Annotated in this window: 25 protein-coding genes and 1 pseudogene; 13 read left to right on the plus strand and 13 right to left on the minus strand. The window is 67.7% G+C overall.

The features are described from left to right. Window positions 1–7: 7 nt before the first annotated feature. The 6 genes from C6A82_RS25875 to C6A82_RS25900 are packed head-to-tail and all read left to right on the plus strand — an operon-like array spanning window position 8 to window position 5,410. Window positions 8–355: a lycopene cyclase domain-containing protein gene (locus tag C6A82_RS25875; RefSeq protein ID WP_105345370.1), complete on the plus strand. Its 348-nt coding sequence runs from the start codon at window positions 8–10 to the stop codon at window positions 353–355. After that, the gene (locus tag C6A82_RS25880; RefSeq protein ID WP_105345368.1) at window positions 352–684 is read left to right on the plus strand and encodes a lycopene cyclase domain-containing protein; all 333 of its coding nucleotides are present in this window, start codon (window positions 352–354) and stop codon (window positions 682–684) included. Before C6A82_RS25875 ends, C6A82_RS25880 begins: the two co-directional genes overlap by 4 nt. Next, the gene (locus C6A82_RS25885) at window positions 681–1,391 is read left to right on the plus strand and encodes a class I SAM-dependent methyltransferase (protein ID WP_105345366.1); all 711 of its coding nucleotides are present in this window, start codon (window positions 681–683) and stop codon (window positions 1,389–1,391) included. The genes C6A82_RS25880 and C6A82_RS25885 overlap by 4 nt, the downstream gene beginning before the upstream one ends. Beyond that, entirely contained in the window at window positions 1,388–2,914 is a 1,527-nt protein-coding gene (locus tag C6A82_RS25890; RefSeq protein WP_105345365.1) for an FAD-dependent oxidoreductase, read from the plus strand. Before C6A82_RS25885 ends, C6A82_RS25890 begins: the two co-directional genes overlap by 4 nt. Beyond that, on the plus strand, window positions 2,911–3,918 hold the full coding sequence (locus C6A82_RS25895) for a DUF5914 domain-containing protein (RefSeq protein WP_105345358.1): 1,008 nt from the start codon (window positions 2,911–2,913) through the stop codon (window positions 3,916–3,918). Before C6A82_RS25890 ends, C6A82_RS25895 begins: the two co-directional genes overlap by 4 nt. Before the next feature lie 49 nt (window positions 3,919–3,967). Further along, window positions 3,968–5,410, plus strand: a complete 1,443-nt coding sequence (locus C6A82_RS25900; protein ID WP_105345357.1) for an HNH endonuclease signature motif containing protein — start codon at window positions 3,968–3,970, stop codon at window positions 5,408–5,410. Window positions 5,411–5,458: 48 nt separating this feature from the next. On the opposite strand, the gene C6A82_RS25905 is transcribed toward C6A82_RS25900, so the two are convergent. Beyond that, on the minus strand, window positions 5,459–5,833 hold the full coding sequence (locus C6A82_RS25905; RefSeq protein WP_105345355.1) for a DUF427 domain-containing protein: 375 nt from the start codon (window positions 5,831–5,833) through the stop codon (window positions 5,459–5,461). A gap of 59 nt (window positions 5,834–5,892) precedes the next feature. Between C6A82_RS25905 and C6A82_RS25910 the strand changes: the two genes are divergently transcribed. Next, the gene (locus C6A82_RS25910; protein WP_105345354.1) at window positions 5,893–6,360 is read left to right on the plus strand and encodes an SRPBCC family protein; all 468 of its coding nucleotides are present in this window, start codon (window positions 5,893–5,895) and stop codon (window positions 6,358–6,360) included. Here the strand turns inward: C6A82_RS25910 and C6A82_RS25915 are convergent. Next, window positions 6,357–7,745, minus strand: coding sequence for an FAD-binding oxidoreductase (locus C6A82_RS25915; protein WP_105345352.1), 1,389 nt, complete (start codon window positions 7,743–7,745; stop codon window positions 6,357–6,359). The two genes, C6A82_RS25910 and C6A82_RS25915, sit on opposite strands and share 4 nt — an antisense overlap. 156 nt (window positions 7,746–7,901) lie before the next feature. Here C6A82_RS25915 and C6A82_RS25920 point away from each other — a divergent pair. Next, window positions 7,902–8,033 (plus strand): annotated as a pseudogene (locus tag C6A82_RS25920) (DUF4262 domain-containing protein); the annotation flags it as partial. Window positions 8,034–8,100: 67 nt separating this feature from the next. Then, complete coding sequence (locus C6A82_RS25925; RefSeq protein WP_233216651.1) at window positions 8,101–8,304, plus strand: DUF4262 domain-containing protein; 204 nt, start codon at window positions 8,101–8,103, stop codon at window positions 8,302–8,304. Here C6A82_RS25925 and C6A82_RS25930 read toward each other — a convergent pair. From C6A82_RS25930 to C6A82_RS25945, 4 genes are all read right to left on the minus strand, one after another. Then, window positions 8,292–9,065: a class I SAM-dependent methyltransferase gene (locus tag C6A82_RS25930; protein WP_105341250.1), complete on the minus strand. Its 774-nt coding sequence runs from the start codon at window positions 9,063–9,065 to the stop codon at window positions 8,292–8,294. The genes C6A82_RS25925 and C6A82_RS25930 overlap by 13 nt on opposite strands. A 66-nt stretch (window positions 9,066–9,131) precedes the next feature. Beyond that, on the minus strand, window positions 9,132–10,196 hold the full coding sequence (locus tag C6A82_RS25935) for an NAD-dependent epimerase/dehydratase family protein (RefSeq protein ID WP_311101546.1): 1,065 nt from the start codon (window positions 10,194–10,196) through the stop codon (window positions 9,132–9,134). Further along, window positions 10,193–10,780: a nuclear transport factor 2 family protein gene (locus tag C6A82_RS25940; protein WP_105342241.1), complete on the minus strand. Its 588-nt coding sequence runs from the start codon at window positions 10,778–10,780 to the stop codon at window positions 10,193–10,195. The genes C6A82_RS25935 and C6A82_RS25940 overlap by 4 nt, the downstream gene beginning before the upstream one ends. Before the next feature lie 45 nt (window positions 10,781–10,825). After that, window positions 10,826–11,227: a hypothetical protein gene (locus C6A82_RS25945; protein WP_105342239.1), complete on the minus strand. Its 402-nt coding sequence runs from the start codon at window positions 11,225–11,227 to the stop codon at window positions 10,826–10,828. A 62-nt stretch (window positions 11,228–11,289) separates the two neighbouring features. On the opposite strand from C6A82_RS25945, the gene msrB reads away from it, so the two are divergent. Continuing rightward, complete coding sequence (gene msrB / locus C6A82_RS25950; protein WP_105342237.1) at window positions 11,290–11,751, plus strand: peptide-methionine (R)-S-oxide reductase MsrB; 462 nt, start codon at window positions 11,290–11,292, stop codon at window positions 11,749–11,751. Between the two features lie 2 nt (window positions 11,752–11,753). Continuing rightward, window positions 11,754–12,290: a peptide-methionine (S)-S-oxide reductase MsrA gene (msrA, locus tag C6A82_RS25955; RefSeq protein WP_105342245.1), complete on the plus strand. Its 537-nt coding sequence runs from the start codon at window positions 11,754–11,756 to the stop codon at window positions 12,288–12,290. On the opposite strand, the gene C6A82_RS25960 is transcribed toward msrA, so the two are convergent. After that, window positions 12,287–12,742: a YiiD C-terminal domain-containing protein gene (locus C6A82_RS25960; RefSeq protein WP_233216751.1), complete on the minus strand. Its 456-nt coding sequence runs from the start codon at window positions 12,740–12,742 to the stop codon at window positions 12,287–12,289. The two genes, msrA and C6A82_RS25960, sit on opposite strands and share 4 nt — an antisense overlap. Before the next feature lie 4 nt (window positions 12,743–12,746). Next, entirely contained in the window at window positions 12,747–14,087 is a 1,341-nt protein-coding gene (locus C6A82_RS25965; protein WP_105342235.1) for a cytochrome P450, read from the minus strand. Between the two features lie 114 nt (window positions 14,088–14,201). On the opposite strand from C6A82_RS25965, the gene C6A82_RS25970 reads away from it, so the two are divergent. Then, complete coding sequence (locus tag C6A82_RS25970; RefSeq protein WP_105342234.1) at window positions 14,202–14,822, plus strand: TetR/AcrR family transcriptional regulator; 621 nt, start codon at window positions 14,202–14,204, stop codon at window positions 14,820–14,822. Window positions 14,823–14,865: 43 nt separating this feature from the next. Here the strand turns inward: C6A82_RS25970 and C6A82_RS25975 are convergent, their stop codons facing one another. Continuing rightward, window positions 14,866–15,435, minus strand: a complete 570-nt coding sequence (locus C6A82_RS25975; RefSeq protein WP_105342233.1) for a TetR/AcrR family transcriptional regulator — start codon at window positions 15,433–15,435, stop codon at window positions 14,866–14,868. A gap of 53 nt (window positions 15,436–15,488) precedes the next feature. On the opposite strand from C6A82_RS25975, the gene C6A82_RS25980 reads away from it, so the two are divergent. Next, window positions 15,489–16,160 (plus strand): class I SAM-dependent methyltransferase, encoded by a 672-nt coding sequence (locus C6A82_RS25980; RefSeq protein ID WP_105342232.1) that lies wholly within the window; start codon window positions 15,489–15,491, stop codon window positions 16,158–16,160. Between the two features lie 4 nt (window positions 16,161–16,164). On the opposite strand, the gene C6A82_RS25985 is transcribed toward C6A82_RS25980, so the two are convergent. From C6A82_RS25985 to C6A82_RS26000, 4 genes are all read right to left on the minus strand, one after another. Continuing rightward, the gene (locus C6A82_RS25985; RefSeq protein WP_311101547.1) at window positions 16,165–17,235 is read right to left on the minus strand and encodes a prenyltransferase; all 1,071 of its coding nucleotides are present in this window, start codon (window positions 17,233–17,235) and stop codon (window positions 16,165–16,167) included. After that, window positions 17,222–17,953: a class I SAM-dependent methyltransferase gene (locus tag C6A82_RS25990; RefSeq protein ID WP_105341434.1), complete on the minus strand. Its 732-nt coding sequence runs from the start codon at window positions 17,951–17,953 to the stop codon at window positions 17,222–17,224. Before C6A82_RS25990 ends, C6A82_RS25985 begins: the two co-directional genes overlap by 14 nt. Continuing rightward, a complete protein-coding gene (locus C6A82_RS25995) occupies window positions 17,947–19,182 on the minus strand; it encodes a glycosyltransferase family 4 protein (protein WP_105341436.1) in 1,236 nt (411 codons plus the stop codon). Before C6A82_RS25995 ends, C6A82_RS25990 begins: the two co-directional genes overlap by 7 nt. Window positions 19,183–19,359: 177 nt before the next feature. After that, the gene (locus C6A82_RS26000) at window positions 19,360–19,815 is read right to left on the minus strand and encodes a PPOX class F420-dependent oxidoreductase (RefSeq protein WP_105341437.1); all 456 of its coding nucleotides are present in this window, start codon (window positions 19,813–19,815) and stop codon (window positions 19,360–19,362) included. Between the last annotated feature and the right edge of the window lie 72 nt (window positions 19,816–19,887).

Here is a 19,887-nt window from a genome sequence, read left to right on the forward strand (position 1 = left end):
ACAAGCCATGGACCGCTGGCAGTATCTGATCGTGCTCGGCGCCTGTCTGGTGATCACCGCGCCGCTGGAGATCCTCGGGGAGGGTGTGTACCGGCAGGCCCGCCGGGCGGCGTTCGCGGTGCTGCCCGTCGCCGCGGTGTTCGTGGTGTGGGATGCGGTGGCCATCGCCGCACACATCTGGACGTACAACCCGCGCTACGTCACCGGCATCGAACTGCCCGCCGACATCCCGATCGAGGAGCTGCTGTTCTTCATCGTGATTCCGCTGTGCGGGCTGTTCACCTACAACGCCGTCGACACGATCCTGACGTACCTGAAAAAGAGGCGCCGCGCCCGAGCGGAGCAGTCGACGTGACCGGCCTCGGTTACACGATGCCCGCCGTGATCGCCGTGATCGCCGTCTGCGCGTTGGAGTTCGGCGTGTTGCGTACCGGGCTTTTTCGCAGGCCCGCGTACTGGATCTCGATGGTCATCGTGTTCGGGTTCCAGATACCCGTGGACGGTTGGCTCACGAAACTGTCCGCGCCGATCGTCATCTACGACGACAGCCACACCAGCGGCATCCGGTTCCCCTTCGACATCCCCGTCGAGGACTTCCTCTTCGGGTTCGCGCTCGTGACCGCCGTGCTCCTGCTCTGGGAACGCCAGCGGCTGCGCGGCCGCAGAACCGAGGGAGCGCAATGACCGACGAGAAGCACGCAGTTCCGGCCGCGTTCGACGCGGGCGCGTCTGCCTACGACGGCCTCGTCGACGCCAACCCCGGCTATCACCGGCACCTGCGGATGTCGGCCGACCGGATGCGGCTCGTCAACGGCGGCAAGGGTCTGCGGCTGCTCGACGCCGGCTGCGGAACCGGCGCGTCGACCGCCGCACTGTTGTCGGTCGCCCCGCAGGCCGAGATCGTCGCCGTCGACGCATCGTCGGGCATGCTGGCCGAGGCGGCGGCCAAACGCTGGCCCGCAACCGTGCGGTTCGTGCACAGCCGCATCGAGGACATCGCGACGGCAGGCGTCGAGGGCCCGTTCGACGGCATCTTCGCGGCGTACCTGTTGCGGAACCTCTCCGACCCGGACGCGCAACTGCGCGAGTTCCGTTCGCTTCTACGGCCAGGCGCTACGCTCGCGGTGCACGAGTACTCGGTTCGCGACTCGCGGATCGCGGCGCTGACGTGGAACGCTGTATGCGCGGCCATCATCATCCCGATGGGCAAGCTGCGCAGCGGAGACGCCGGTCTCTACCGGTATCTGAGGCGCAGCGTCAACCAGTTCGACGGGGCGGAGGATTTCCGTAAGCGGTTGCGCAACAACGGCTTTGTCAACGCCCGCAGCGAGACGGTGCCGGGCTGGCAGCGCAACATCGTGCATACCTTCCTCGCGGAAGCGCCGCAGTGACCGATCCGCGTCGCGCCACCCACCCGGCATCCGCCGGTTTGGCGAATGCGGCCGCACTGGCGAGCACGCCGCGCGTCGTCGTGGTTGGCGGCGGCATCGCGGGCCTGGCCGCGGCAACGGGCCTGGTCGAGCGCGGAGTCGCCGTCGACGTCGTCGAGCGCGAAAGCTACCTGGGCGGCCGCGTCGGCGGCTGGACTGAGACGGCCCGCGACGGCACCGCCCTTGCGATGAACCGCGGTTTCCACGCGTTCTTCCGTCAGTACTACAACCTGCGGGACATGTTGCGGCGCATCGATTCCGAGCTGCCCATGCTCACCGCCGTCGAGGATTATCCGCTGGTCGACGGACAGGGCAGGCGCGACACATTCCGCGGACTGCCGCAGACCCCGCCGCTCAACGCACTGGCCTTCGCCCTGCGCAGCCCCACGTTCCGCCTGCGCGACCTTGCCCGGCTCAACGCCAGGGCCGCCGCACCGTTGGCCGCGGTGTCGGTGCCCGACATCTACCAGCGGCTGGACCACCTCGACGCCGACGCCTTCCTGCGTGACATCAATTTCCCTTCAGCCGCAAGACATCTGGCGTTCGAGGTGTTCTCCCGCAGCTTCTTCGCCGAGCCGGGCGCGTTGTCGGCGGCCGAGCTGGCCACCATGTTCCACATCTACTTCCTCGGTTCAAGCGAAGGCCTGATCTTCGATGTGGCGAACGCCAACTTCGACGTCGCGCTGTGGAACCCGCTGCGCCGGTATCTGGAGTCGCATGGGGCACGGTTCCACACCGGCGTGTCGGTGACGGCGTTGTCGACCGACCCGCGACTTCGGGTGCGCACCGACTCCGGCGTCGACTTCGACTGTGACGGCGTGGTACTGGCCACCGACGTGGCGGGCCTGCAACACATCGTCGACGGCTCCCCTTCGCTCGGCGACGACGGCTGGCGGGCGCGGGTGGCGGCCATGGGCAGCGCACCGCCGTTCGTGGTGCAGCGGCTGTGGCTGGAGCAGCCGGTTTCGGAAGACCGCGCGCCGTTCCTCGGCACGGGCGGGCGGCCGCCGCTGGACAATGTCAGCGTGCTCGAACGCTACGAACGCGAGGCGACGAAGTGGTCGGCCGCCACCGGCGGGTCGGTGGTCGAACTGCACTCCTACGCGGTGACGGGCCCGCAGGACGACCTCGGCGACCGCATGCTCGCGCGCCTGCACGAGCTGTATCCAGAAGTGCGGGACGCGAACATCGTTCACCAGCGCGTGCTGTGCCGCAGCGACTGCCCGCGCTTCGCTCCTGGGGACCATGCCGCGCGGCCGACGGTGGCCACCCCGCATCCGGCGGTGAAGCTCGCCGGTGACGGCATCCGCATCGACCTGCCGGTGGCGCTGATGGAGCGGGCTGCGACGACGGGCTGGACGGCCGCCAACGGGCTGCTGGCCCACTACGGGTTGGCGGGGCACCCACTGCACACCGTTCCTGTTGCGGGCCGTTCGGCTGCGCTGCGGCGGCTCGCGCGGCGGGAGAGGCAGCCGGTGCGATGAGCGTGCGCAGCGGCATGAAAGCGAAGTGGGCGAAGGTGTCCCCGTTCGCGGTGCTTCCGCGCGAGCAGTGGGCAAGCCAGCGGCCGACCTACAAGGACGCCGAACCCGCGATCATCGACGCCGCGCTGGCCCGATCGCAGCGCAGGCCCAGCGGCAACTGGTATGCGTTCGCCGCCAGCGACTTGATCCGCGCGCGTCCGTTCGGCACGTCGGTCGGCGGGGTCGAGATCGTGGCGTGGCGGGACGTCGATGCCACCCTGCACGTGGGACCGGCGACGTGTCCGCATCTCGGCGCCGATCTGTCGACGGGCACGGTGGACTGCGGCGCGCTGATCTGCCCGTGGCACGGGCTGCGGCTCGAGGGCGGCCGCGAGTTCGGCTGGAAACCGTACCCGGCCTACGACGACGGCGTATTGGCCTGGGTCCGGCTCGACCACATCGGCGGCGAGGAACCGACCGATGCGCCGGTGGTGCCCGCGAGGCCGGCAGGCGCGAGCATGCATGCCGTCACGCGCCTCGTCGGCACCTGCGAACCGAGCGACATCATCGCCAACCGGCTCGATCCGTGGCACGGCGCGTGGTATCACCCGTACTCGTTCGCCCATCTCGACGTGTTGTCCGCACCGCCGGTGGATCCCGACCTGCCGGCGGACAACGACCGCTTCCTCGTGCCCGTGACATTCCACATCAGCCGCCTCGGCGTGCCGGTCGTCGCCGAGTTCGCTGCGCCGGAGCCGCGCACCATCGTCATGCGCATCGTGGACGGTGAGGGCACCGGGAGCGTGGTCGAGACGCATGCGACGCCCATCGGGCCGGGACCGGACGGACTGCCGCGCAGCGCGGTGATCGAGGCGGTGATCGCGCATTCGGACCGCCCCGGTTTCGTGCACGCGCTGCACGGCAGGCCGGTGATCGCGCCGCTCATGCGGTACGCGGCCGCCAAGCTGTGGCGCGACGATCTGGCCTACGCCGAGCGCCGCTACCGGGTGCGCACCCGCGATTAGGCGGCGACGGTGATCTCCGCTTTGGGTAGAACGTTTTGTCGGCAGTCGAATGTATGTTCGAACTATGTCAGCGGCGCGGGTGCGGGAGGCGATGGGCAATCTGTGCGCCGCCTACGACGCCTTCGATGCAAGCGAATTGGACGCGTCGACGCGCACTGAGTTGCTCGCGGTGATGGACGAACTCGAGACGTTGATGTGCCGGATGCCGACCCAGTGGCACCGGCTGCTGACCCGGCTGCAGGCGGAGACCACGCCCAAGCAGATGGGCGCCAAATCGTGGAACGAGGTGCTGCGGATCCGCTGGCGCCTGTCCTCGGCAGAAGCGTCACGGCGCCTGCATGAGGCGGCCGAACTGGGAGCCCGGAAAAGCCTGCTGGGGCAGCCCTTGGCGCCGGTGCTGCCCGCCGTGGCGGCCGCTCAGTCAGCGGGGCTGATCACCGGCGAGCACGTCTCCACGATCCGCGACGCCATCAAGCGCCTGCCGTCGTGGGTCGACACGATCACCACGGCGCAGTTCGAGGTGGACCTGGTCCGCGTCGCGGCCGGCGTCGGCCCCAAGGAGTTGCGCGAGACCGCAGCGCTGCGGTTGTTCCTGCTCGACCAGGACGGCCCCGAACCCGATGACGCAGAGCGTGAGCGCAAACGCAGGCTCTGGGCGGGCCGCCAAGGCCGGGACGCGATGACACCGCTGACCGCCGATCTGACACCCGAGGCGTGGGCGGTGTGGGAGGTCATCTTCGCCAAGTACGCCGCACCGGGCATGTGCAATCCCGCCGATGAGCAGCCGTGCACCTCGGGCACCCCGTCGCAGGCCCAGATCGACAACGACCACCGCACCCTCGAGCAACGCCAGCACGACGCGTTGCTGGCGGTCGGCCGCATCGCGCTGATGAGCGGTGAACTGGGTCAGCTCAACGGGCTCCCAGTCTCTGTCATCATCCGCACCACCCTGCAGGACCTGGAAAGCCGCGCAGGCATCGGTATCACCGGTGGCGGCACCAAAATATCGATCGCCGACGTCATCCGCATGGGCGCGCACGCCCACCACCACCTTGCGGTCTTTGACGGCGCGACCGGCCAAGCACTGGCGCTCTATCGCACCAAACGCGTCGCCTCACCAGCGCAGCGCATCATGCTCATCGCCCGCGACGGCGGATGCACCAAACCCTGCTGCACCGTCGGCGCCTACGGCTGCCAAGCCCACCACGCCTCGCAAGATTGGGCCCAGGGCGGCAACACCAACGTCGACGACATGACCCTGGCCTGCGGAACCGACAACCGTCTCGCCGACAGCGACGGCGGCTGGCAGACCACCATCAACACCCGCGGCGAATGCGAATGGCACCCACCCCCGGACCTCGACCACGGCCAAACCAGGATCAACTACCTTCACCGCCCCGAAGCACTTCTCAGACCGCCCGACGAGGGAGCGCTACCCGACCCAACCAAGGCGCCCGGCGGCCCCGAACCACCGAACCACCAAGCAGCGTGAATTTCACACCACCGGCCGAGTAAACGACCACCCCGTACTGAACCGCCGCTAGGAGACGGTGATCTCGGCTTTGTCGGGGTAGAACGCGACATGGCCCGCGATGTCGCCCACCGCGCGGTACGGCTGCGCGTACGTCCAGATCGCGTCCTCGATGGTGTCCCCCGACGCGGTCGTCACGTGGAAGTAGGTGGCGTCGCCCTTGTACGGGCAGTACGTCGTCGTGTCGCTCGATGTCAGCGCACTCGGGGCGACGTCGTCGAGCGGGACGTACTGGACGGCCGGATAGGTCGACTCCTGCAGGGTCAGCGCGTGGTCACTATCGGCGACGACTTCGCCGTTCACGCGCACGGTGACGTGCCTTCCGGTGGGTGCGACGGTGATCGGATGGTCGGCGGTGGGCTCGCGGACAGGTTTGTCGCTCATAGTGGACCCAACGCGGCGAACGCCACACCTGTTCCGTGCACACCGATACGATTCGGCGCATGACCGAACGGGGTTCTGCATCCGCCGGGGCGGAGGTCTCCATCGACGCCGCACCCGACACCGTGTATCAGCTGATCACCGACTTGGACACGCTGGCGTCCCTCGCCGAGGAGAACGAAGCGATGTCCTGGCGCAAGGGCGGGAAGGCGTCGCCCGGCGCCGTGTTCAGGGGCACGAATCGCAACGGCTCACACAAGTGGACCACCACGTGCACCGTCACCGACGCCGAACCTGGCCGCGCGTTCGCGTTCGATGTGAAGTACATGGCGCTGCCGATCGCGCACTGGCGATACGACATCGTGCCCGACGGCGCCGGCTGCCGGGTCACCGAGCAGACGTGGGATCGCAGGCCGGGCTGGTTCAGCAAGACCGCGTGGATCGGCACAGGGGTACGCGACCGCGACGGCGCCAACGCCGAGCACATCAAGCTGACGCTGCAGCGACTGAAGGCCAAGGCCGAAAGCTAGGGCCTGCCGGCGATCTTGTCGGCGACGACGGCGATCGGCGACGTCTTGGATCCCCCTGCGCGGCCGCGGGCCTCGTGCCAGTCGGCCAGTTTGTACGCCGTGTACATGCCGCGCACGCCGAGCCAGCGCAGCGGCTCCGGCTCCCAATCAGGCGACCGGTGACCCACCCACGGCAGCTCGGTGCGCGGCGTCTGCCTGCCGACGACCAGGTCAGCGAGCGTGCGTCCCGCGAGGTTCGTCGCGGTGACTCCGTGCCCGACATAGCCGCCGGCCCAACCCATTCCGCTGGCCTTGTCCAGCGCGATGCTCGCCGACCAGTCGCGCGGCACGGCCAGCACACCGCACCAGCCGTGCGTGATCGGCACGTCGCGGACTTGCGGCAGCACCGCGCGCAGCGTCTCGGCCAGATGGCTGATCGTGCGTTCGGGAACCCGACCGTCGACGTCGGTGCGCGAGGCGTAGCGGTACGGCACGCTGCGGCCGCCGATCGCGATGCGGTTGTCGGCGGTGCGCTGCGCGTAGAAGAAGCCGTGCGCGGTGTCGCCGACGGTCTCGCGTCCGGCCCAGCCGATGTCGTCCCACAGCTCGTCGGAGATCGGTTCGGTGGCGATCATCGAGCTGTTCATCGGCAGCCACCGCCTGCGCAGCTTCGGCAGCCGTGCGGTGAAGCCCTCGGTGGCCCGCAAGACGATCGGCGCGGTGACGGTGCCGTGCGGCGTCGCCGCCCTGCCGGAGTCGAGCGCGGTGACCGGCGTCTGTTCGTAGACGTTGACGCCGAGGCGCTCGACGGAGTCGGCTAGCCCACGCGCCAGGCGTGCGGGCTGGATGCGCGCGCAGTGCGGGTTATAGTACGCCGCCGCCACGTCGGCGAACCGGACCCGTTCAGCCGCTTCGACTTTCGACAGCACGGCGATCCCGTCGACCTTCCAGCTGAAGAGCTCTTCCTCGGCCTCCGCCGCAAGCCGGGACGCCTGCGCCGAGTTGCGGGCGATCCGCAGAACGCCGCCTTTGACGATGTCCGCGTCGATGCCTTCGCGCGCCGCGACGTCGATCACCTCGTCGACGGAATCGTTCAGCGCGCGCTGCCAGGCCACCACTCCGTCGCGTCCGTGCTGCTGCGCCATCCTGTTGCGGTCGGCTGGCACCAGCCCCGACAGCCAGCCGCCGTTGCGACCCGATGCGCCGAAACCGGCGAATCGCGCCTCCAGGATCGCGATGCGAAGCGACGGGTCGGCGCGCTTGAGGTAGTACGCCGTCCACAGGCCGGTGTAGCCGGCGCCGACGATGCAGACGTCGACGTCGCGGTCACCGGGTAGAGGCGGGCGGTAGGCGGGTAGTTCGTCGTACCAGTGCGAGATTCGGCCGTTGACCGGAGCGGAGGGCACCGGACGATTCTGGCAGGCGAGTCGAAAGCGCCCAAACCGACATATGAGCGAGGAGCCGTCGATGTCAGACCCCGAGAGCAAGCTGCTCGCATGTGCTGGAAGTGCGATCACCCGGAGGCGACAGTCGACGACTACCTCGACGAATTGCGCAAGACGATGCTCGAGTCCGGCTGGGCGGTGCAGTACGTCGAGAGAAGTCGGGCTCCGTTCGCCTACACCGTCGGTCTGCATGACTGCGGCCTGCCCGAACTCCTCATCACCGGCGTATCCGCGCAACGTGCGACCCGTCTGCTCAACACCGTCGCCAGGAGCACGATGGCCGGTAGGACTTTGACGCCGGGGCCAGAAGATCGCCGTGCAATCGGGGCCGCTGGTCGAGGTCGTCGAGGTCACCAACCCGGACGCGCACTTGAAGTGGGCGGTGGCCTTCGGCGGCCCAAAGGTGCGGGCGCTGCAGCTGGTGTGGGCCGACGGCCGCGGACGGTGGCCGTGGGCCGCGGCGTTCAGCGACGGCAGGGGCCGACAACCCGTGCTCGGCGTCCGCGCTCAGAACGCATAGCGGTGATAGGCCGCCATGTAGCGCAGCTTCTTCGACAGCGACATCACCCTGCCCATCACCCGGTAGGGCCGCGACACCTCGGCGAAGGTCGGCGAGTCGAAGGCCGACAGCCACGCGAGCAGCCGCAGACCGGGCACCGCCTCGAGGATGTCGTCGGGTCCGTCGATGCCCCAGTGGAGCTTCGCTCCGGCCCTGGTGACGACGGCGTTGGTCCACTGCGTTCTGATCGCGAAGCGGCTGAACGCATCGAACTGCAGCTCGCCGGACGGGGCGTGCTCGAAGATCCGGCGCAGCAGCGCCTGTCCGTCCGCCGCGGTGAGGTACATCGTCAGGCCCTCACCGATCATCAGCGTCGGCCGATCGGCGGGCACGTCGGCGAGCCATGCCGTGTCGGTGACCGACGCCGCGACGATGTGGCACTGCTCCCGCGGCGGAAACAACTGCCTGCGCAGCTCGGCGACATCGGGGAAGTCGACGTCGTACCACTCGACGCTTGGCGGGGGGTCGAGCCGGTAGTAGCGGCTGTCCAGGCCGCAGCCGAGGTGCAGCACAATCGCGTCGCGATGCACGGCGAGGAACTGGCGCGCCCATGTGTCGAAGTGGGCGGACCGTGTCGTGACCGCCGGTGAGTTTCGTGCCGTGATCGTCGTCTTCGACCAGTCGTAGTCCAGCCGGTCGACGATGTCGCGGGCCCACCGGTCGCCGAGGATCGGGTTGTCGAGGTCGGCGTCGAGCGCCCTGGCGTAGAACGTCGCCAGCATCGTCTGCGGCGCCCCGGACAGGTCGACGTGCAGTTTCTGCGTCACGCCACCCGAGGCTAGTCGCGGCTAGCCCGCCTTGCTCTTGCGCTTGGCTTCGCGCAGGCCGACCCAGAACCGGGCCGCCTCGCGGATCGAGTCCTCCACCGGGCTTGGCTGCCAACCCAATTCGCGGCGCGCCTTCGAACAGTCGACCGGCGCCTCGGCGCGCATCAGCCGCAGCGACGCCAGCGAGAGCTGCTCGTCGGTGCCGCGCAACCGGGCCTTCGCCGTCCCCATCGCCGCGAGCGCGTACGACACCGCCAGCGGTAACGCCCTGGCCGGCGGCGCCACCCCGGCGGCCTCCGCCGCGATGCGGGCCACCTCGGCGTTGGTGATCATCTTCTCCGAGATCAGGTATCGCTCACCGGGCTTACCCCTTTCGGCCGCCAGGATCATCGCGCGGGCTGCGTCGTCGACACCGACGGCTTCCAACTCGATGCCCTTCATCACGAACGGAAGCTTGCCGAACGCCGCTCCTGCGATGATCGCGCCGTGCGGGGTGCGGCCCCAGTCGCCGCCGCCGTAGGTGGTGGACACGCACATCGCGATGGCGGGCAGCCCCTTCTCCCTTGCGTAAGTCAGCACCAGCTGCTCGGCCTGTACCCGCGACCGCACATACGGGGTCAACCCGCGGAGCCGATTGGTCGGCGACGTTTCGCCTCGGAGCCGTTTGGTCGGCGACATTTCGCCTCCGTCGACGATCACGTCGTCCTCGGTCGCAACGCGGCCGCGCTTGCGGCCCACCGTCACGTAGCTGCTGGTGAAGATGAAGCGGTGCAGCCCGGCATCTTTCGCGACCTCGAGCACATTTCGGGTGCCGTCGACATTGGTGTGAAACAGCGGCGCGGGATCCTTCAGCCATCCGCGGGTGTCGACGACGCAGTAGTAGACGACCTCGCAGCCGGCCATCGCCGCGCGCAGCACCTCGTTGTTCCAGATGTCGCCGACGAAGCGCGTCGTCTTCAGATCGTCGATCCCGATGGTGTTGGCGCCGTCGCGGACCATTACCCGCACGTCTTGGCCGTCGTTGACGAGTTGGCGTGTGACGTGCGAACCCAGGTAGCCGTTGGCGCCGATGACGAGCACGGTCATCGCGCGCGTCCGCTGTTCTTGCTCCTCGCGTCCGCACCGCTGTTCTTGCTCCTCGCGTCCGCACCGCTGTTCTTGCTCCTCGCGTCCGCACCGAACTGCTTCATCCACGCCGCCGCTTCGTCGGGCAGCGTGCCGAGTTCGCCCGCCTTGCGGCACCACTTCACGGTCGCCGATACGAACCGCAGCGGGTTGTAGATGTCCTCCTGGCGACACCACAGTCCGTCGCCCGCGTAGGTCAGGATGGAGATGTTCGTGGCGCTGATGGTGGTGCCGTCGCCGGGGTCGCGCATCGGGTTGTCGAGCTCGCAGATGATCCGACCGGTCGACTCGTCGATCACCGACCACAGAGACGGGAAGTGCGTCATGTGGCTGCCGGGGAAGCTCTCCATAGTCCGCCAGATCCACTCACGGACCTCGTCGCGACCGCGCATCGTGCCCGCCGCGTGCTCGACATAGACCACGTCCGGGCTGTACTGCGCGACCCAGGGATCCCAGTCCCTGGTCTGCGCGGCGCGGTCAACCGTCCGCTCGAAGTTCGCGAACGCCTCTGCCAGCTCGTCGCGCGTGAACGCCTCGCTCGTCACGCGACAAACTAGAACACGTTCTACCGGCCTTTGTCGAGCCTGGTCTCACGACGCGCTGAGCACCTGGCGGTCGCCGAGCGGCGCCTCAAGCGGCACTTCGAGCGTGCCGGACACCGCGATCATGATGCAGGCGCGATCGACCGCGTCCGCCCGGGTTCCGGTGGTCAGGTCGACGATGACCGCGCCGGGTGTCTCCGTGGCGGTCGCATGCGCCCCGTAGCACTCGGGCGTGCCCGAGGTGAAATGCACCGCCACCGCGTCGGGCCGGTCAACCCGACTCCAGCCCTCGACGCGGTTCGGATGCGTGTTGACGAGCGACGGATCGTCGACGAACTCCAGCCCGCCGGGCGGCACCTCTGGCGCAGCGGATGTCTCGGCCGATGCGGTAGGGCCTGTCGGCGCCATCAGCAACACGGCCGCGCACACAGAGGTCATTGCTGTCCGCATGTGTCCACCGTAACGCGGCTGACCTGGATTAACCGCCCGACGTATACCGTTATAGGGACGCTATGAGAAGCAACTATCACAAGAATCCCGAAGCGGTCGGCGCCTTGTCGCCGGAGCAGTATCACGTCACGCAGCGCAACGGCACCGAGCGGCCGTTCACCGGCGAGTACTGGGACAACCATGAACCCGGCATCTACGTCGACGTCGTCTCCGGCGAACCGCTGTTCGCGTCGGTCGACAAATTCGAAAGCGGCTCGGGCTGGCCGAGCTTCACCAGGCCGATCGACAGCGACAACGTTGTCGAGAAGCGCGACTTCTCGCATCTGATGATCCGCACCGAGGTGCGCTCGACACACGGTGACAGCCATCTGGGACACGTCTTCACCGACGGCCCCAAGGGCGACGGCGGGCTGCGGTACTGCATCAACTCCGCCGCCCTGCGCTTCATCCATCTCGACGACCTCGAAGCCGAGGGCTACGGGTCCTACCGGCAGCTCTTCACAAATCAGGAGGCACAGACATGAGCATCAGCGAGTACAAGAAGGCGATCCTGGCGGGTGGCTGCTTCTGGGGCATGCAGGACCTGATCCGTAAGCAGGCCGGCGTCGTCTCCACCCGTGTCGGCTATACCGGTGGCGAGAACGCCAACGCCACCTACCGCAATCATCCCGGGCACGCGGAGGCGATCGAGATCGTCTACGACCCGGCGCAGACCGACTATCGGGCGCTGCTCGAGTTCTTCTTCCAGATCCACGACCCGACGACCAGGAACCGGCAGGGCAACGACGTCGGCAGCAGCTACCGGTCGGCGATCTTCTACACCGACGACGAGCAGAAGGCCGTGGCGTTGGACACCATCGCCGACGTCGAGGCGTCGGGGTTGTGGCCGGGCAAGGTCGTCACCGAGGTCGTGCCTGCAGGTGATTTCTGGGAGGCCGAGCCTGAGCACCAGGACTACCTGGAGCGTCAGCCGTGGGGCTACACCTGCCACTTCCCGCGACCGGACTGGAAACTCCCGAAGCGGGCGACGCAACTGGGCCCACACGCCAGTAGGGGAGCTTAGCGACCGTGCGCGCGTAGCTGATACAGCCCGTGCGTGATCGAAACGGTCTGGCCGGCTTCATCTTTGACCACTGCGTCGAGGGTGAAGTCGGCCTTTCCCTTTTCGGCAGCCTCCGCCTCGATGCGCGCGATCTCGTCGTCGTCGAGGCTGGTCTCCGCGCGTAGGTCCGTGCGCGCCATACCGGTGAATTTGATGTCGACATTCTTCACCAGCGGGTAGTACTTCGCTGCGTCGAACGTCGCTAGCGCGATGACGCCACCCAGCATTTCGGCGACGGTGAACTGCACGCCGGCGTAGACGACGCCGAAGTGGTTGCCGTTGCCCTCGGCGGGCACGGATGCGACGGCGTGGCCGCGGCGTGCCTCGAGCACCGTGATGCCCATCTTGTGCGCGGGCGGGATGGTCTGTTCCATCGCGCCGTTCATCATGTCGACGAGGTTGCTCACCGCCATGACACTACTTGCGGCGCTTCATCACCACTTTGCCGCCGTCCTTCGGGGTGTACGCGACACCCCGGTGGTGGATCTTCTCGTCGGGTGCATCGTCGGTCTCGATCTCGAAGTGCTCCAACACCGTTCGCAGCACAACGTGCATCTCGGTATTGGCGAACGCGGCGCCGATGCATCGCCTGGTGCCTCCGCCGAACGGCAGCCAGGCGAACGTCGGCGGCTTGGTGCCCACGAAGCGGTCCGAATCGAATCGCTGCGGGTTCTCGAAGATGTCGGCGTTGTCGTGCAGGTCGACGATGCTGACCAAGATGTTCGAGCCGTGATCGACGTGCCACTCCCCGAGGTCGAAGTGCGACGCGGCGACGTTGCGGCCGGCGAAGTCGATGACCGTTCGTGACCGCTGCAGTTCCAGAATGAAGGCCTGACGGTAGTCGCTGCCGCCCTCGTCGACCTCGGTGACGAGCTTGGCCAGGACCTCGGGATGCCGACGCAGGCGCTCGAACGCCCAGCCGAGCGCAGACGCGGTGGTCTCGTGTCCCGCTCCGAGCAGTGTCAGCAGTTCGTCGGACACGTCCTGGCGCGACATCGCAGTGCCGTCTTCGTAGCGGCTGCGCAGAAGCAGCGCAAGAATGTCCGACCGCTCATCGAGATTCGGATCGGCTTCGGCCTTGTCGATCAACGTGAAGACGACGCGATCGAAGTTGCGCCGGAACTCTTGGAGCCTGCCCCACGGGCTGCGGCGCCCGGTGTCGAACCGGGGCGCGGGCAGCGCCGCCATACGCGATCCCAGCTTCACCCACGGCGGGATGATCTCGCGCAGATAGTCGAGTTCGCCGCCGTCGGCTCCGAAGACCGTCCGAAGAATCACGTTCAGCGTGATCCTGTTCATCGGCTCGAGAGTCCCGAACTCCTTGCCCTGTGGCCAATTCGCGCTCTCGCGGAGCGTCTCCTCCTCGATGACCTTCTCGTAGTTCTTGATGCTCTGACCGTGAAACGGCGGCGCCAGCAGCTTGCGGCGGTTCCGGTGTTCCGTCCGGTCGAGCGCGAAGACCGAACCCGGTCCGAAGACCCGGCTCAGGTTCGGCTGGACGTTGATGAGGTCGTCGGTGCTCGCGGTGAACACCTGACGGACCAGCGCGGGGTCGGACACGAACACGGTTCGGCCGAAGAACGGGACGTTGATCTCGAACACCTGGCCGTAGCGCTTTCGCGCCTGCCGGATGAACCGTCTGCGAACGGTGGCGAACGCGATGCCCTGCGCGATCTTCGGCAGCGGCACCGACACCGGCCGCTTCCCTGGATCCGGGTTCGAGGTGGCCTCCGCGTTGACGGTGGCTGTCTCGGTCATGGAAGCATCACTCCAACCAGTCTGTGGTACCGCTTCGTACCGCCTCATTTCTCCGAACGGTACTCTGCGGTACCGTGTTGTGACAAGGTTTGACCGTGAAGTTCGAGAGGATTGATGGCCGTGACCGTCACTGACGACCCGCAGCCCGATGTGGCCAGCGGGTTTCGGCGGCGGTTGCTCGACGGCTTGGACGCCTCCATCAGCGAGCGCGGCTACCGGGACTCCACGGTGGCCGACATCGTCAGGCACGCTCGCACCTCCAAGCGGACCTTCTATGGCGAGTTCTCCAGCAAGGAGGACTGCTTCATCGAACTGCTGCGGACCAACAACGAGGCGATGATCCAGCAGATCCGAGGGTCGGTTGACCCCGAGGCCGATTGGCAGCAGCAGATCCGGCAGGCCGTGGTCGCCTACGTCGACCACATCGCGTCGCGTCCCGCGATCACGCTCACCTGGATTCGCGAAGCACCTGCGCTCGGTGCAGTGGCTCTGCCGTTGCACCGGATGGCGATGAGCGCGTTCACCGACATGCTGGTCGACCTCAGCGACAGCCCCGGCTTCCGGCGTGCGAGTATTCCACCGATCGCCAGGCCACTGGCGTTGATCATCGTCGGCGGGTTACGGGAACTGACGGCGCTTCACGTCGAGGACGGCCTCGACGTGCAAGGAATTACCGAGCCCGCGGTGACCGCGTCCACTGCGATACTCGGGCTGCCGTCAGCATTCGGCGGGTAGGAACGATGGGCCCACACCCGAAGGGTAGGGGATGACTGGGGGATCAGCTCAGCATTAGCCGGGCGGATTTCTCGAGTCGGTCGGCGATGTCGGCATAGGACCCGTAGCCCATGCCCGCTCGCACCAGCGCGCCCGCGTAGAGCAGTTCGAGCGACTCGAGCACATCCGGATCACGCTCGGAGCCCAGCGCGGCGAGCAGCCGGTCATGGATGTCGTGGCCGATGCGCAGTCGCAGCACCTCGACGTCGGGATCCCGGCCCAGCAGCGCGCTGGTGACCGCCCCCGCGAACTCGGGTTCATCGGCGACGAGCAGCGCGATGTGGCGCAGCACGTCGATCACCCGGCCGGCGGCGTCACCGGAGTCGTGCAGCGCGGGCGGAGCGGCGGCCAGCCTGCGCCAGAACACCTCGGCGACGAGATGCTCCTTGGACGAGAAGTACGTGTAGGCCGTCGCGGCTCCGACTCCGGCCTCGGCGGCGACCCGCCGCACCGTAAGACCGGTGAAGCCCTCCTTGGTCAAGATGTCGACGGCGGCCCTGCCGAGGCGATCAACGGTGTCGGCCTGCTTTGCGGTCAAACGGCGCCTGGTCGACTCCAGAACCGGATCGGACACGTGTCCGGACGCTACTACAAGCACCCCTCACCAGCAACGGTAAGTTGGACGCGATGAGCGACACCGACACCGCCCTCCCGCCATCGGCCGCACGGCTGTTCGCCCTCGCCGAAGAGGTGACCGGCTTCATGCCCGCCGACGAGGGTCGCACCCTCTACGACACCGCGATCCGCTACCTCGGCGACGGTGTCGGGGTCGAAATCGGCACCTACTGCGGCAAGTCGACGCTGATGCTCGGCGCCGCTGCCCAGCAGAGCGGCGGAGTCCTCTACACCGTCGACCATCACCACGGCTCCGAAGAACACCAGCCCGGTTGGGAGTACCACGACACCTCGCTGGTCGACCCCGTGAGCGGGCGGTTCGACACGCTGCCTTCGCTACGCCGCGCGCTCGACTCGGCGGACCTCGACGACCACGTCGTCGCCGTGGTCGGCAAGTCGGTCGTCGTCGCACGTGGTTGGCGAACGCCGTTGCGGTTCTTGTTCATCGACGGTGGCCACACCGAGGAGGCCGCGCAACGCGACTTCGACGGCTGGGCTCGCTGGGTCGATGTCGGCGGCGCACTAGTCATCCACGATGTCTTCCCGAACCCGGACGACGGTGGCCAGGCACCGTTCCACATTTATCAGCGCGCGCTGCAGACGCGCGCCTTCCGCGAAGTGTTAGCCACCGGATCGATGCGGGTCCTGGAGCGCGTCTCAGGGAACGTGGGCGAGCCGCTTTAGAGGCTCAGCGACCGCTCGTCGCACACTCGCAGTCGAATTCGCCTTCGAGACCGCGCGGCAGGTCGGCGCCGCGGAAGATGCCGTTGGCCGCTGTGGTCCGCGACAGCGCGTCGGCGGCCAGAATCATCGCGCCGCCCGTCCATGTGGTGCGCTCCTCGGGCCAGCGCTTGCCGTCGGCGAAGACGAGGCCAGTCCAGTAGGAGCCGTCCTCCTCGCGGAGGTGGTGCATAGCCGCGAACTGCTCGTGTGCGCGCGCGGTCTGGCCGATCGCATCCAAAGCCATGACCAGTTCACAGGTCTCGGCACCGGTCACCCATGGCCTGTCGTCCACGCACCGGATCCCGAGGCCGGCCACGACGAAGTCGTTCCACCGCTCCTCGATGCGGGCGTGTGCCGCCGCACCGCGCAGCGCGCCGCCGAGCACGGGGTAGTACCACTCCATCGACCACCGGTCCTTGCACACGAACCGGTCTGGGTGGTGGGCGATGGCGTGGCCGAGCTGGCCGACGGCGACCTCCCATTCGGGTTGCGGATCGTCGAAGTAATCCGCGAGCGCCAACGCACATCGCAGGCTGTGGTAGATGCTGGCGCAGCCGGTCAGCAGCGCGTCCGCCTCGAGCCCGGAATCGCTCCGTGCCCAGACGATTTCACCACTCGGCAGCTGCATGTCGATCACGAAGTCGACGGCCTTGTTCACAACAGGCCACATGTCTTCGGCGAATCGGCGGTCACCGGTGCTCAGCACGTGGTGCCACACTCCGGTCGAGATGTACGCGCAGAAGTTGCTGTCGCTGTTGGCGTCCTCGATGACGCCGTCACGCAACTGGATCGGCCACGATCCGTCGGACCGTTGGGTGGTCCTGCACCAATCAAACGCTGCACGTGCGGGTTCCAGCAGACCCGCGGCCGTCAGCGCCATCGCGTTCTCTACGTGATCCCACGGGTCGGTGTGCCCGCCATCGGACCACGGGATGGCGCCGGAGGACTCCTGGGTATCGGCGATCGACTGCGCCGTCTGCCTGCACTGGGCAGGCGTCAGCACACCGGGAACCCCGGGAACGTCACGAACCTGCACCGGACTCCTCCGACTTGCGGAAGTACAACGCCACGCTCTTGCCGATCAGCGGATTGAGCAGCGACTCGGCCGTACGCGTCATCCACGGTTGGCTGACCATGTCCCAAACCAGCAGCTTGTGGTACGCCGTCACCGCGGGATTGTCCGATTTGTCAGTTCCGACAGCGCATTTCAGCCACCAGAACGGTGAATGCAGCGCGTGCGCATGATGCGTGTGGGTCAGCCGCAGGCCGTGGGCGAGCACCTTGTCGCGCAGTTCGTCGGCGCGGTAGATCCTGATGTGGCCGCCCTCGTTGGCGTGGTAGGAGTCAGACAGCGCCCAGCAGATCCGCTCCGGGAGCCACCGGGGCACCGTGACGGCGAGCACGCCGCCCGGCCGCAGCACCCGCACCAGTTCGGAGATCACTCCGTTGTCCTGGGGGACGTGCTCGAGGATCTCCGAGGCGATGACGCAATCGAATGTGCCGTCGCCGTAAGGCAAGTCGAGGGCATCGCCCTTGACCGCCTCGGCCTGCGCCGACGCGGGCGCCTCGCCTTGCTCCTTCATCGCCTGCAGGATCTCGTCGACGTCGTTGAGGTCCGACGCGTTCTGATCGAAGGCGACGACGTCCGCACCGCGCCGGAACGCCTCGAACGAATGCCTGCCTGCGCCGCAGCCGACGTCGATCACCTTCGTGCCTGCCGCGACTCCGAGCAGGTCGTAGTCGACAGTCAGCAACGGCCGACCCTCTCGCGAGCCATCTCGTACACTGCAACTGTCTGCGCGGCAACCGATTCCCAGCTGAAGACGTCGAGCGCGCGCTGCCTGCCGTTCGCGCCCAGCCGACTCAGCTCCAGTGGTGAGTCGAGCAGTTCGCCGAGCACCTTGGTCAGCTCGTCGACATCGGCCGGAGTGACCAGCCGCGCGCAGTCGCCGTCACTTCCCACCACCTCGGGCAGCGCCCCCGCCCTGCTCGCCACGATGGGCGTCCCGCTCGCCATCGCCTCGACGGCGGGCAGCGAGAATCCCTCGTAAAGGGATGGGATGCAGGCCACTTCGGCGGAGGCCAGCAGGTCGGCGAGCTCCGAGTCGGACAACCCGCTCGAGCTGTGCACGATATCGGAGATGCCCAGCTCGGCGATCAGCTTCTCGGTGGGACCGTTGGGCTCGAGCTTGGCGACGAGCTGCAATTCGAGGTCGCGTTCGACGCGCAGTCGGGCGATCGCATGCAGCAGGTGGCTGACGCCCTTGAGCGGAACGTCGGCACTAGCGATTGCGATGACACGGTTGCGCACCCGCGACTCCGCCGGCTTGAACAGCTCGGTGTCCACCCCGAGCGGCACGACGTGCAGCTGATCGGACGACACCGCGAAGTCAGCCGCGATGTCGGCGGCCGAGGTCGACGACACCGTCAGAAGTTCGGGGATCCGGCGCGCGACCTCCTTCTGCATCTCGGCGAAGCCGTACCAGCGGCGGACAAGGGGCTTGCGCCACCACCGCGCCGCGGCCACGTCGAGCACACGGTCGCGGGTGATCGGGTGATGCACGGTAGCCACGACGGGCAGGCCGAGGTCGGCGATCTTGAGCAGGCCGGTGCCAAGGCACTGGTTGTCGTGCACGACGTCGAAGTCGGCCAGCCGGTCGGCCAGCACACTGGCGGCCCGCAGGCTGAACGTCTTGGGCTCCGGGAAGCCGGCCGTCCACGTCGTCAACAGCTCAAGCAGGTCGATGCGTGTCTTGATCTCGTTGGGCCACGGGATGCGGAACGGATCGGGTTCGCGGTACAGGTCGAGGCTCGGGACCTTCGTCAGGCGCACCCGCGGGTCGAGCCCGTCGGGATACGGCTGACCGGAGAACACCTCCACGTCATGACCCGACTCGACGAGACCGCGGCTCAGATGGCGGACGTAGACGCCTTGACCACCGCAGTGCGTCTTGCTCCGATAGGACAGCAAGGCAACGCGCATACTCAGTTCACTCCGGACCTGCGGGGAGCCCGCTTAACCCTCACGACCTGCGGTCGGAGCCGACGACAGGTCACTGGACACTTGTCCAGACTATAGTTTGACCTGCTATCTGATGCAACGCGGCCACCCTGTCTGACTACCACAGCGGCGGCTACCCGTCGCGTCCAGCCCGGCCCGTCAGGGCGGCGGGAAGCCGCCCTTGGCGACCGGACCCCACCGCCGCGGGGTCACCCGGATCAGGCACTTGCCCTGGTCGACCATCGCCTTGCGGTACTCATCCCAGTCGGGATGCTCGCCCGATATCGACCGGAAGTAGTCGACAAGGGGCTCGACGGCATCGGGCAGGTCGACCACCTCGGCGTCGCCGTCGACCTGGACGTATGGGCCGTTGAAGTCGTCGGACAACACCGTCACGCTCGCCGTGGGTGTGCGGCGGATGTTGGCCGACTTCGCCCGCTGCCTATAGCTGGCGACGACGATGCGGCCGTCGTCGTCGACACCGCCGGAAACCGGCGAGCTCTGCAGCGAACCGTCGGAGCGAAACGTGGTTAGCACCATGCGATGTCGCGGGCGGACGAACTCCAGCAGGTCGGGCAGGCCAACAGCATCGGCGGTGGCGTATTTTCTGGCCACCCGGCCAGCCTAGCGAGCGGTCACGGACAGCGGCCGCGGCATCGCGCGAATACCGAGTTCACGGGGTGTTCG

Origin of the sequence: Mycobacterium sp. ITM-2016-00318 (assembly GCF_002968285.2) — a bacterium.
Classification (GTDB): Bacteria; Actinomycetota; Actinomycetes; order Mycobacteriales; family Mycobacteriaceae; genus Mycobacterium.